Here is a 12,083-nt window from a genome sequence, read left to right on the forward strand (position 1 = left end):
CCCCTTACGCTTGTTCTTTCTTACACATTGGGAAGCCAAGAGCTTCACGCGATGCGTAGTATGCTTCTGCTACTGACTTAGTCAGATCGCGAATGCGCAGGATGTAACGCTGACGTTCAGTTACTGAGATCGCTTTACGCGCGTCTAGTAGGTTGAATGCGTGACCTGCTTTTAGGATGCGCTCGTAAGCAGGTAATGGCAGTGGCTTTTCAAGCTCAAGCAACTCTTTACACTCTTTCTCACACTGTTCGAAGAAACCAAATAGGAATTCAACGTCTGCGTGCTCGAAGTTGTAAGTCGATTGCTCTACTTCGTTTTGGTGGAAGATATCACCGTAAGTCACCTTGCTGCCGTCTGGCGCGATGTTCCAAACTAGGTCGTAAACAGAGTCTACTTCTTGGATGTACATTGCTAGACGCTCGATACCGTAAGTGATCTCACCAGTGACTGGTTTACACTCAAGGCCGCCAACTTGTTGGAAGTACGTAAACTGAGTCACTTCCATGCCGTTTAGCCAAACTTCCCAGCCTAGACCCCATGCGCCTAGTGTTGGGTTTTCCCAGTTGTCTTCTACGAAACGGATGTCGTGTACAAGAGGGTCAATACCAAGAACTTCAAGGGAGCCAAGGTACAACTCTTGAATATTGTCAGGCGATGGTTTTAGCGCTACTTGGAATTGGTAGTAGTGCTGAAGACGGTTAGGGTTTTCACCGTAACGGCCATCAGTAGGACGACGTGAAGGTTGTACGTAAGCTGTCGACATTGGCTCTGGGCCAAGCGCTCGTAGACAGGTCATTGGGTGAGAGGTACCCGCACCCACTTCCATATCTAGCGGTTGAACAATGGTACAACCATTTTGAGCCCAATAATCCTGCAGCGCGAGGATCATTCCCTGGAAGGTTTTGATATCGTATTTTTGCATAAGTCAGGTTCGCGCGATTCTCTTGTTACTCGTTAATTCGTCATCTATGCCGAGTTTTTCAACTCTAACAACGGCGATAAAGAGTAATTACGGTTGAATAAATTAACAATCTAGTATAACCAGATATTGAGCATGGGAGTAGAGCTAATCTTGATTAATTCGTGGGCGATTTTCTCCTTTAATGAATTTTTACCGCGTTATCTACTGTATTTTTCTTAAAAGGGAGTTTTTGCCTGCTTTGGCTCTTGAGAAGCGCAACAAAGGTGGCTAGAATTGCGCCTGTCTTTGGGGAGTAGCTTACCTGATGAAGTTTCTGTTTCATCTGGTTCGTCCGTCAACATAATTGGTGCAAAATCACCATGGCGTTCGAGACTTGAAGCCTTTCAAGTTTAGCAAGACCTTAGACAAATCATCACGAACCGGGGTAGGGGCGTGAGGTTTGTCTTCGGTTAAAAATAATAATCCCTGCCCCAATGAGCATGTCGTGAGCGTTTTAGCTATTTCAATTACTACTGTAGCGTTAGCAGAAATTGGCGATAAGACCCAATTGCTATCTCTATTACTCGCAAGTCGTTACCGCAAACCAATCCCAATTATTGCAGCAATCTTTTTGGCAACCATTGCCAACCACGCTTTGGCTGCATGGTTAGGTGTGGTTGTCGCTGACTATTTATCACCTGATATTTTAAAGTGGGTGCTGGTGGTCAGTTTTGTCGCGATGGCGGCTTGGGTGTTGATTCCTGATAAGTTGGATGAAGACGAACAGATTTCAAACCGAGGTCCTTTCATTGCCAGCTTTATTGCTTTCTTTGTGGCTGAGATTGGCGATAAAACTCAGATCGCTACTTCTATCCTAGGCGCACAGTACCCGGATGCGCTGAGTTGGGTCATACTTGGCACGACCATTGGTATGCTGTTGGCAAACGTGCCTGTGGTGTTAATTGGTAAGCTTTCAGCAGACAAGATGCCCCTGGGTTTGATTCGTAAAGTCACCGCTACTTTGTTCGTGTTGTTGGCGATTGGTGCGGCCTTCTTTTAATGTTTTTAGGCGGATAACGCAGCCTGAAAATGGAAAATGTTATCCGCGAACAATCGTTAAAATGATGCAAATAATCAATAACTAGCGAATTAGTGGCGTAGCTCAAACTCTGACTTAAAATCGCTCCGTAGCGTGACGGATGACATATTAGTGTCATACTTGTCATGGTAGTTTAATGGTGTGAATGATAGCGAGAGGGCAAGTTTATGCTTACACGTTACATGGGGATGACCCCAAAGAGTCAGAGTTATTTATTCACCTTTGGTTTGGCGCTGTGCTTGTTAGCGATGGTACTGACTGATATGTGGTTGCCGATTGTGGCAGGATCGTTCGTTCTTACTGGATTAACAGTAGAGGCGTGGATTCGCGTAGCCCACATCATTCCTATGCATGAAGAGATGCGGGCAATGAAAAAACAACTCAACAAGCTCCAATCAGAAGTTCGCACACTCGAATACGATGAATAAACAAACGGCAGCCAATCGGCTGCCGTTTTTAATTCGACCAGATTATTCCAATCCTTTCTTGATCAGGTACTGATACGGAACTTGCTCCGTTTGTGCCGCAATTAATTGGTGATCCATAAAACGGCAGAAACTCGGAATGTCTCGAGTCGTGGATGGGTCATCTGCTTTGACCAGCAAAATCTCACCATCTTGCATGTTGCGAATTGTCTTCCTGACCATCATCACTGGCTCTGGGCAGCGCAGTCCTTCCGCCTCTAATGTCTTTGTTGCCAGTTCAGGATTAAAGCTCATAGTGTGATTCTCGTAACTAACTTAGCGGTGAATTCTACGTTCGTTGAAAAAATATTCAATAACCACTTGGCAAACGGAATTTTTTGTTTTACCTTAAATTAACAATTTGGTAACAACTAGCAAGGGAGAGGCAATGTTAACAGCGTTAGACAGACTTACGATTTACTCCGTACTTTGTTTTATCTCGTTTTGTGCTTTGGTACTCAGAACGCCAGCTGACACCTCTTTGATGCCTCTTGTAGGCATGGTTGCCACTATTATTGGGATTTGGATCGAGATGCGCAAATGGTCAGGTGCATCTGAGCAAGAAAATTAGCGCTTTTTGCTTCGATCAGAATACTTTAATAACGCTCACCTATTTTTACCGACACTTCATTCCGACACTATCCCCATTTTTCTTGGGCTTCCCCGCTGAAAGGCGGGATTTTTTTTGCCTGAAGAGTACAATTTACCCAAACACATACAAAATAAGTGGCTAATTCGTGGAACTGGAAGACATCTATCGCCGAGATTTAAATTTACTGGTTGCGTTGCGAGTACTGATAGAAGAAAACAGTGTCAGTAAGGCGGCAACACGTCTGAATTTGAGTCAATCGGCAATGAGTCGTGTGCTTGGTCGTCTGCGTGACTTATTGGGAGACCCGCTGTTTACTCGTCAGGGGCAGCATTTGATCCCAACTCAGAAAGCGTTAGAGATCGATCGCTCATTAGGCGAGCCATTAGAGTCTTTACGTCAGTTGTTATCTCCGGTTGAGTTTGACCCATTGCAATGCGTACAGACTTTTAACATCGTGACCACCGACTATGCCATGCAAACCATTCTGCCGTTTGCTTTGCCGAGAATTTACCAAGAAGCGCCAAACGTGTCTTTTAACTTCTTACCACTGCAACACGACCGTTTATCAGATCAGCTCACTTATGAAGGTGCAGACTTAGCGATTTGTCGCCCGACAGGTCCGGTGGAGCCGCTACGCAGTGAAGTGTTGGGGCGAGTGGGGGTGCTGTGTATGCTTTCAAAACAGCATCCATTAGCGGATAAAGAAATGAGCTTGGATGATTATCTGAGTCATCCACATGCCATGATCGCCATCAGTGATGGTGTTAAGGCACTGATCGAACAAGCTTTGATGGAGAAACCTAAGCGTAAAATGGTTCTGCGGGCTTATCATTTAGAAGCCGCATTGGCGATCATGGATACCTTGCCAATTATCATCACAGTGCCAGCGGACTTGGCGTATCTGGTTGCCGAGCGTTATGACTTGGTGGTGAAACCATTACCATTCCAATTTACTCCATTTGAGTATTCGATGATTTGGCATGCGCGTTGCGAGCATTCTCCTGCTCAAGAATGGTTAAGAACGATTGTGCGTGAAGAATGTAGCCGTCTAATAGCTAAGCGTATCGAAGATATGGGACTAAACTGCTAACAAAAAGAGCCAGCAATGCCGGCTCTTCGTTTGTTTACGCTGAGTCAGTGTTTATAGCTTGATAACCACACGACCTGTTACTTGACCGTTGGTGATGTCTTCTGCGTATTTTGGTGCTTCTGCTAGTTCTACTTCAGTACATGCTTGCTCGAAATAGCTGTCTGGTAGTAGTTCAACCAGTTTTTCCCATGCTGCGATGCGTTTCTCTGTTGGACACATTACTGAGTCCACACCTTGTAGACGAACGTTACGTAGGATGAACGGCATCACTGTAGTTGGTAGATCAAAACCACCTGCAAGACCACAAGCGGCGACTGCACTGTTGTAATCCATTTGCGCCAATACTTTTGCTAGTACTTTGCTGCCGACGGTATCTACCGCACCTGCCCATATTTGCTTTTCAAGTGGACGTGCTGGTTCTTCAAATTCAGTACGGTCAATGATGCGGCTAGCACCTAGTTTTTCAAGTAGCGGACCGTTTTTCTCTACACGTCCTGTCACTGCTGCAACTTTGTAGCCAAGCTGCGCTAGGAGCGTTACTGCTACCGAGCCTACGCCGCCACTTGCGCCCGTTACTAGGATTTCACCAGCTTCAGGTTTGATGCCTGCATCAAGCAGTGCTTGAACACATAGCATACCAGTGAAGCCAGCAGTACCAACCATCATTGCTTTTTTGCTGTCTAGACCTTTTGGTAGTGGCACGAGCCAATCCGCTTTTAGACGAGCACGTTGAGCCATGCCACCCCAATGGTTTTCACCCACGCCCCAGCCAGTTAAGACCACTTTGTCACCAGCTTGGTAACGCGAATCTTCAGAACTTACAACCGTACCCGCTAGATCAATGCCAGGTACCATCGGGAAGTTACGGATGATTTTACCTTTACCTGTGATCGCCAAACCATCTTTGTAATTCAACGATGAGTAATCGACTTCAACCAGAACGTCGCCTTCCGGCAGTTGTGTTTCATCGATTTGCTCGATACTAGCGATAGTGCGTTTGTCTTCTTGGTTTAGAACTAGAGCATTAAACATAAGGTTCTCCGAAATTGCGTTAGCGTGACTCAGTTGCCACATACAGCAAGATATTAACTGTCTATAAGTCTATGTCTTCTCTATCTATGAATAAAATGAAAGTTACTCATTTCATGTATGCTTTGTATGCATATTTACTGTGTTTGGCGTAAAACAAAGGGCGACATCTGATGTCGCCCTTAAGTGTAATACTAAATTATTTTAGTATTTATTCATTTCATGCTGGTTGTTGAGTAGATCACTACGACCATCGTCGTTTTGAGCCTACTTCACTCCAAGCGTTAAGGCCTCTCAAATACGGTCGCTATACCCTGACCCAAACCGATACACATGGTGGCCAGACCGTATTTCGCGTCTTTCGCTTCCATTAGGTTGATCAACGTTGTTGAGATGCGTGAACCAGAACAGCCTAGTGGATGACCCAATGCTATCGCACCACCGTTAAGGTTGACCTTCTCATCCATCACATCAAGCAGACCTAAGTCTTTAGCACATGGCAGAGATTGCGCTGCAAATGCTTCATTTAGCTCAACCACATCCATGTCTTCAATTGAAAGACCAGCACGCTTGAGCGCTTTTTGCGTCGCAGGTACAGGGCCGTAACCCATGATGGATGGATCGCAACCTGCGATCGCCATGCCCTTAATACGTGCGCGAATTTTCAAGCCAAGCTCATTGGCTTTCTCTTCGCTCATGATCAGCATCGCTGATGCGCCATCAGACAGCGCTGATGATGTACCGGCTGTTACTGTGCCGTTTGCTGGGTCAAACACAGGACGAAGCTGAGACAGACCTTCAACTGTTGTCTCTGGACGAATCACTTCATCATAGTCGAGAGTAAACAGTGTACCGTCAGCCGTATGGCCTTCAATTGGTAGGATTTCGTTTTTAAAGCGACCCTCTACGGTTGCTGCGTGCGCACGAGCGTGAGAGCGCGCGGCAAACTCGTCTTGTTGCTCACGGCTAATGCCATGTAATTTACCAAGCATTTCAGCCGTTAAGCCCATCATGCCCGCAGCTTTTGCTACGTTCTTTGACATACCAGGGTGAAAGTCTACCCCGTGGTTCATCGGCACATGCCCCATGTGCTCAACGCCACCAATTAGGCAGATTTCAGCATCGCCAGTCATGATCGCACGTGTACCGTCATGCAGCGCTTGCATGGATGAGCCACACAAACGGTTAACCGTCACAGCGCCAATTTCAATCGGCAGGCCCGCGAGTAGCGCGGCATTACGTGCAACGTTAAAGCCTTGCTCTAGTGTTTGCTGTACACAACCCCAGTAGATGTCTTCAATCTCGCTTGGGTTCACTTGTGGGTTACGTGCAAGAATGCCTTTCATTAGACGCGCAGATAGATCTTCTGCTCGTGTATGACGGAAAGCACCACCTTTAGAGCGACCCATTGGAGTACGTAGACAATCGACTACGACAACATTTCTTGTTTGATTAGTCATTTTAGAATCCCTCCTTAGATAGAACCTTGCTGTTGTGCACCGTAAAAGCTTTCACCTTTCGCCGCCATATCAATCAGCATTTGCGGTACTTGGTACATCGCACCTAGCTCGGCGTGTTGTTTTGCCATTTCAACGTATTCAGCAATACCCACGCTGTCTAGGTAGCGGAATACGCCACCGCGGAATGGAGGGAAACCAAGACCATAAACCAATGCCATGTCTGCTTCCTGCGGAGTAGCGATGATGCCTTCTTGAAGGCACAGCACCACTTCGTTGATCATTGGAATCATCATACGTTGAATGATGGTCTCATCGTCAAAGTCATGCTTATCGGCACAAACGTCAGCAAGTACTGGTAAGATCGCTTCTGAGAAGGTTTTCTTCGGCTTACCTTTTTTATCTATGGTGTAGCTGTAGAAGCCATTACCATTTTTCTGACCATATTTGTCTGCTTCGAATAGTGCATCAATCGCATCACGACCTTGTTTACCCATACGCTCAGGGAAACCCTCTGCCATCACAGCTTGTGCGTGGTGCGCGGTATCAATGCCGACTACATCAAGCAAGTACGCCGGTCCCATCGGCCAGCCAAACTTACGCTCCATGACTTTGTCGATTTTCGTAAAGTCAGCACCATCACGAAGTAGCATGCTGAAGCCGCCAAAGTATGGGAACAATACGCGGTTAACGAAGAACCCTGGGCAGTCATTAACGACAATTGGTGATTTGCCCATTTTCGCAGCATACGCCACAACACGATTGATGGTTTCATCAGAGGTGTGCTCACCACGGATGATCTCAACAAGAGGCATACGATGCACTGGGTTGAAGAAGTGCATACCACAGAAGTTTTCTGGGCGTTTTAGTGATTTTGCCAATAGGTTGATTGGAATCGTCGAGGTGTTTGAGGTGATAACGGTGTCGTCACCGACATGGGATTCAACTTCACTCAAAACGGTTGCTTTTACTTTCGGGTTTTCAACGACAGCTTCAACAATCACATCAGAGTTCTCAATACCTGCGTAATGTAGGCTCGGTGTGATTGACGCTAAAATACCCGCCATCTTAAAGCCATCAATGCGACCGCGAGATAAGCGTTTATTCAGCAGCTTAGATGCTTCAGTCATGCCTAGGTCGAGCGACGCTTGCGCGATGTCTTTCATTAAGACAGGCACACCTTTTAGCGCTGATTGGTAAGCAATGCCGCCACCCATGATACCTGCACCTAATACGGCTGCACGTTGCGTGTCTTTACTTGCTGACTTCGCTGCTTTTTTCGCAATGCCTTTGATGTATTGATCGTTAAGGAATAGGCCAACCAGTGATTTTGCTTCTTCCGATTTAGCCAATTTCACGAAGTGCTTACGTTCAATGTCTAACGCTTCATTACGTGCAAAGCGAGCACCTTCTTCAATCGTGATAACGGCTGTCATTGGGGCAGGGTAATGAGGACCTGCTTTTTGTGCCACCAGACCCTTCGCCATGGTGAAGCTCATCATTGATTCAAGCTTACTCAGCGTTAGCGGAGATGTTTTCTGTGCTCGGCGTGCTTGCCAGTCAAGTTTCTCGTTAATTGCAGAGTTAAGAGTTTGTAGTGCTGATTCGTATAAAGCATCAGTCTCTACAACAGCATCGAGTAAGCCAATTTTCAATGCTTCATCAGCTCGGCATGCTTTGCCTTGGGTGATGATTTCCATTGCGCTGTCTGCGCCAATAACGCGAGGTAAGCGTACACAGCCACCAAAGCCTGGCATGATTCCCAGTTTCGTTTCTGGTAGGCCGATGCTGGTGGTTTTGTCACCAATACGCATGTCTGTTGCTAGTACACATTCACAACCGCCACCAAGAGCGTGGCCTTTGATCACTGAGATGGTCGGAACGGGTAAGTCTTCTAATTTGTTAAAGATGCTATTAGCAAATTGCAGCCATTGGTCGAGCTCGGCATCCGTTTTAGCAAACAGACCTAAAAACTCGGTAATGTCTGCGCCTACAATGAATGCGTCTTTATCTGAGGTGAGCAACAACCCCTTGAGGCCTTGATGGGCAATGAGCGCATCAAGAGCTTTATCTAGCGATTCCAATGTCGCTAGGTCGAGTTTGTTGACGGATTTTGGAGAGCAGAAGCTTAGCTCTGCAATACCATCTTGTATTTCCTTTACCTGTAGGGTTTCGGCTTGGTAAATCATTGTCTATCTCCATGACATACAATCGTGGATTGTCTGTATACCTATTTCAACGACGCCGTGTACCTCGGCAAATAGGTATCGAGGAAGTCGTTTTATTTTTGTTCTGGTTTGACCAGTAAAGTTAGTTTGGATCGTGGATTGTCTAATTTCAATACATTTTTTAAACAAGTGTTTAACATTGTGCGCTGTGGCAGATCTTATGCGACGGGTAAATCACACTCGTGATAGACTTCAGGCAAATAGACCTGAATCCATAATCCTATGAATGACAAGCCTTATCTGATTCCAGCAGAGCTCGCTCAATTTGAAGAAGAAATTAAAAAGAGCGTATTCATTACTTATTTGGCGCACACGCCAAGTATCGAAGCTGCAAAAGCATTTGTTGATCAAATCAAAGCTAAACACGCTGATGCTAGACATAACTGTTGGGGCTTTGTTGCTGGTCGCCCGGAAGATTCAATGAAATGGGGTTTTAGTGATGATGGGGAGCCATCCGGAACTGCAGGCAAACCGATCCTGGCGCAGCTGTCTGGATCTGGTGTGGGGGAGATCACGGCAGTGGTCACGCGATACTCTGGTGGAATCAAGTTAGGTACAGGCGGCTTGGTTAAAGCGTATGGGGGTGGAGTACAACAAGCGCTCAAGCTGCTTCAAACTATTGAGAAAAAAATAACCACAAAGCTCAGACTAACGTTAGACTATGGGTTTATGCCGATCGCACAGTCAATCATGCCGCAATTTGGTGCGATAGAAGTCGAGGCTGAATACAGCGATCAGGTCGTATTAGTGGTGGAAATTGAGCTTCGAGAAGTGAGCGCGTTTACCCAAGCAATCATCAATAAAAGCGGGGCAAAGGCAATTGTCACTCCGCTAGACGGACAATAATGAAAAACAGGAAGCAACAGGGACAGCTTCGCTAGTCAATTTATCCATGCAATTTCGTTCAATTATTCGAATCGTCGGGCTACTGCTCGCACTCTTTAGTGTCACTATGCTTGCGCCAGCACTCGTTGCGCTGATCTATCGAGATGGTGCAGGTGTGCCTTTTGTCACGACATTTTTTGTTCTGCTGTTTTGTGGGGCCGTTTGTTGGTACCCAAACCGCAGGTATAAGCACGAGCTTAAAGCTCGAGATGGCTTTCTTATTGTCGTCTTATTCTGGACAGTACTTGGCAGTGCAGGCTCGATCCCCTTTCTCATTGCTGACAACCCGAACGTCTCAGTCACAGATGCGTTTTTTGAATCGTTTTCTGCTCTCACTACGACCGGGGCGACCGTTATTGTTGGTTTGGATGAGTTACCTAAAGCGATTCTATTCTATCGACAGTTACTGCAGTGGTTCGGAGGTATGGGAATCATCGTATTAGCTGTGGCGATTTTGCCAGTACTTGGCATTGGTGGTATGCAGCTTTACCGCGCCGAGATCCCTGGTCCAGTCAAGGACACTAAAGTGACGCCGCGCATAGCAGAAACTGCTAAGGCGCTTTGGTACATCTATTTGAGCCTGACTATCGCCTGTGCATCGGCTTTTTGGTTAGCTGGTATGACGCCATTTGACGCCATCAGTCACAGCTTTTCCACCATTGCCATTGGTGGCTTTTCTACCCACGATGCCAGCATCGGATACTTTGATAGTTACGCGATTAACCTGATTACGGTGGTTTTTCTGCTTATATCTGCATGTAACTACACGCTGCACTTTGCTGCATTTGCATCATGTGGCGTACATCCCAAGTATTACTGGAAAGATCCTGAGTTTCGCGCCTTCTTGTTTATTCAAGTGCTGCTATTTGTCATTTGCTTTCTATTATTACTGAAACATCACTCTTACACATCGACATACGATGCTTTCGATCAGGCACTTTTCCAAACCGTGTCAATTTCGACAACTGCGGGCTTTACGACGACAGGTTTTGCGGATTGGCCGCTCTTCTTACCTGTACTGCTATTGTTCTCCTCTTTTATCGGTGGTTGTGCTGGTTCAACAGGCGGCGGCATGAAAGTGATCCGTATCCTGCTTCTTACCTTACAAGGTGCGCGTGAACTAAAACGTTTAGTCCATCCACGCGCGGTTTACACCATCAAAGTAGGTGGCAGTGCCCTACCGCAACGTGTTGTCGATGCGGTTTGGGGTTTCTTCTCCGCGTACGCATTGGTATTTGTGGTTTGTATGTTGGGCTTGATTGCTACAGGGATGGACGAGCTCAGTGCATTCTCTGCGGTGGCTGCGACTCTGAACAACCTCGGTCCTGGCTTGGGAGAAGTGGCGCTTCACTTTGGTGATGTTAACGACAAAGCAAAATGGGTATTGATAGTTTCTATGCTGTTTGGTCGTTTGGAAATCTTTACCTTACTTATTCTACTTACGCCGACGTTTTGGCGTAGCTAAGGGGAAATCGTGGCAAAAGCATTATTTCTATACTCTTCCCGCGAAGGGCAGACTAAAAAAATTCTTCACTATATAGATGAACAACTTCCAGACTTCGATTGTGAGCTGGTGGATTTACATAATGTCGAGACGATTGACTTCAGCCAATACGACAGAGTGTTGATAGGCGCCTCTATTCGCTATGGCCATCTTAATAAAAAGCTATACCAGTTTATTGAGCGAAACCTCAATCAATTGGAGCAAAATAAAGTGGCATTTTTCTGCGTAAACCTAACCGCTCGTAAAGAGGACCAAGGAAAGGATACACCTGAAGGTAGTGCCTACATTCGCAAGTTCCTAATTAAGTCGCCTTGGAGACCAACGCTAATCGGTGTTTTTGCTGGTGCACTTTATTACCCACGTTACGGCTGGTTCGACAGAACTATGATTAGGTTCATTATGTCGATGACAGGTGGCGAAACCGATACGACCAAAGAAGTGGAATACACCAATTGGGAAAAAGTGGCTCTTTTCGCAGATAAATTCAGAGAACTGTAGAAATAACGTGCTCTTTTGACCGCTTTTGATGCAAATTTATCCGAACGATAAAAAAATCAAAAAAAACGAGAAAAAGGGCTTGCCAATGTGATCGCAATCTCTATAATGCCACCTCGCTGACACGACAACGCTTCGAAAGAAACGAAAGCCAAGTTAGCAAGCCAAATTAGCCAAGCGGAAACGCTTGAAGAAAGTTTGAAAAAAGTGATTGACACTAAACTTTAACTCGCTAAAATGGCCGTCCTGTTTTGAGCAAAGCTCAACAGGAAAGCTCTTTAACAATATAGACCTATCAATCTGTGTGGGCACTCGTTGATGATAATCCAATTAGATACT

The 12,083-nt window shown here is 46.0% G+C and carries 12 protein-coding genes; 7 read left to right on the forward strand and 5 right to left on the reverse strand.

Annotation, left to right across the window (positions count from 1 at the left end; translation table 11 throughout):
• Window positions 1-4: 4 nt before the first annotated feature.
• Window positions 5-922, reverse strand: coding sequence for a glycine--tRNA ligase subunit alpha (gene glyQ / locus LIX84_RS21375; protein WP_048625586.1), 918 nt, complete (start codon window positions 920-922; stop codon window positions 5-7).
• 484 nt (window positions 923-1,406) lie between these two features.
• On the opposite strand from glyQ, the gene LIX84_RS21380 reads away from it, so the two are divergent.
• Together LIX84_RS21380 and LIX84_RS21385 are read left to right on the forward strand one after the other, a co-directional pair.
• On the forward strand, window positions 1,407-1,961 hold the full coding sequence (locus tag LIX84_RS21380) for a TMEM165/GDT1 family protein (protein ID WP_226422136.1): 555 nt from the start codon (window positions 1,407-1,409) through the stop codon (window positions 1,959-1,961).
• A 206-nt stretch (window positions 1,962-2,167) separates the two neighbouring features.
• On the forward strand, window positions 2,168-2,428 hold the full coding sequence (locus LIX84_RS21385) for a hypothetical protein (RefSeq protein ID WP_031780377.1): 261 nt from the start codon (window positions 2,168-2,170) through the stop codon (window positions 2,426-2,428).
• Between the two features lie 42 nt (window positions 2,429-2,470).
• Here LIX84_RS21385 and tusA read toward each other — a convergent pair whose 3' ends face one another.
• On the reverse strand, window positions 2,471-2,719 hold the full coding sequence (tusA, locus tag LIX84_RS21390; protein ID WP_005394130.1) for a sulfurtransferase TusA: 249 nt from the start codon (window positions 2,717-2,719) through the stop codon (window positions 2,471-2,473).
• Window positions 2,720-2,852: 133 nt separating this feature from the next.
• Between tusA and LIX84_RS21395 the strand changes: the two genes are divergently transcribed.
• Window positions 2,853-3,035 (forward strand): hypothetical protein, encoded by a 183-nt coding sequence (locus LIX84_RS21395; protein WP_005394131.1) that lies wholly within the window; start codon window positions 2,853-2,855, stop codon window positions 3,033-3,035.
• 166 nt (window positions 3,036-3,201) lie between these two features.
• On the forward strand, window positions 3,202-4,146 hold the full coding sequence (locus LIX84_RS21400; protein ID WP_005378881.1) for a LysR family transcriptional regulator: 945 nt from the start codon (window positions 3,202-3,204) through the stop codon (window positions 4,144-4,146).
• Between the two features lie 51 nt (window positions 4,147-4,197).
• Here LIX84_RS21400 and acuI read toward each other — a convergent pair whose 3' ends face one another.
• The 3 genes from acuI to fadB form a co-directional block, all read right to left on the reverse strand.
• A complete protein-coding gene (acuI, locus tag LIX84_RS21405; protein ID WP_104971101.1) occupies window positions 4,198-5,178 on the reverse strand; it encodes an acrylyl-CoA reductase (NADPH) in 981 nt (326 codons plus the stop codon).
• A 281-nt stretch (window positions 5,179-5,459) separates the two neighbouring features.
• Entirely contained in the window at window positions 5,460-6,635 is a 1,176-nt protein-coding gene (gene fadA / locus LIX84_RS21410; RefSeq protein ID WP_104971102.1) for an acetyl-CoA C-acyltransferase FadA, read from the reverse strand.
• Window positions 6,636-6,649: 14 nt separating this feature from the next.
• Window positions 6,650-8,821 (reverse strand): fatty acid oxidation complex subunit alpha FadB, encoded by a 2,172-nt coding sequence (gene fadB, locus LIX84_RS21415; protein WP_226422137.1) that lies wholly within the window; start codon window positions 8,819-8,821, stop codon window positions 6,650-6,652.
• 261 nt (window positions 8,822-9,082) lie between these two features.
• On the opposite strand from fadB, the gene LIX84_RS21420 reads away from it, so the two are divergent.
• From LIX84_RS21420 to hemG, 3 genes are read left to right on the forward strand one after another with little or no spacing between them, the layout of a single operon-like run.
• Window positions 9,083-9,706 carry a YigZ family protein gene (locus LIX84_RS21420; protein ID WP_074190073.1) on the forward strand — a complete coding sequence of 208 codons (624 nt, stop codon included), beginning with the start codon at window positions 9,083-9,085 and terminating at the stop codon, window positions 9,704-9,706.
• Between the two features lie 46 nt (window positions 9,707-9,752).
• On the forward strand, window positions 9,753-11,210 hold the full coding sequence (locus tag LIX84_RS21425; protein WP_226422138.1) for a TrkH family potassium uptake protein: 1,458 nt from the start codon (window positions 9,753-9,755) through the stop codon (window positions 11,208-11,210).
• A gap of 9 nt (window positions 11,211-11,219) precedes the next feature.
• The gene (gene hemG, locus LIX84_RS21430; RefSeq protein WP_047010266.1) at window positions 11,220-11,747 is read left to right on the forward strand and encodes a menaquinone-dependent protoporphyrinogen IX dehydrogenase; all 528 of its coding nucleotides are present in this window, start codon (window positions 11,220-11,222) and stop codon (window positions 11,745-11,747) included.
• The last annotated feature ends 336 nt before the right edge of the window (window positions 11,748-12,083 follow it).

It is taken from the genome of Vibrio sp. E14, from assembly GCF_020515785.1.
Classification (GTDB): domain Bacteria; phylum Pseudomonadota; class Gammaproteobacteria; order Enterobacterales; family Vibrionaceae; genus Vibrio; species Vibrio diabolicus.

Coding starts and splice junctions, on each gene's coding strand:
- LIX84_RS21395 (WP_005394131.1), top strand. CDS start 2,853: ATGTTAACAGCGTTAGACAGACTTACGATTTACTCCGTACTTTGTTTT.
- fadA (WP_104971102.1), bottom strand. CDS start 6,635: ATGACTAATCAAACAAGAAATGTTGTCGTAGTCGATTGTCTACGTACT.
- acuI (WP_104971101.1), bottom strand. CDS start 5,178: ATGTTTAATGCTCTAGTTCTAAACCAAGAAGACAAACGCACTATCGCT.
- fadB (WP_226422137.1), bottom strand. CDS start 8,821: ATGATTTACCAAGCCGAAACCCTACAGGTAAAGGAAATACAAGATGGT.
- LIX84_RS21420 (WP_074190073.1), top strand. CDS start 9,083: ATGAATGACAAGCCTTATCTGATTCCAGCAGAGCTCGCTCAATTTGAA.
- LIX84_RS21385 (WP_031780377.1), top strand. CDS start 2,168: ATGCTTACACGTTACATGGGGATGACCCCAAAGAGTCAGAGTTATTTA.
- LIX84_RS21425 (WP_226422138.1), top strand. CDS start 9,753: ATGCAATTTCGTTCAATTATTCGAATCGTCGGGCTACTGCTCGCACTC.
- tusA (WP_005394130.1), bottom strand. CDS start 2,719: ATGAGCTTTAATCCTGAACTGGCAACAAAGACATTAGAGGCGGAAGGA.
- glyQ (WP_048625586.1), bottom strand. CDS start 922: ATGCAAAAATACGATATCAAAACCTTCCAGGGAATGATCCTCGCGCTG.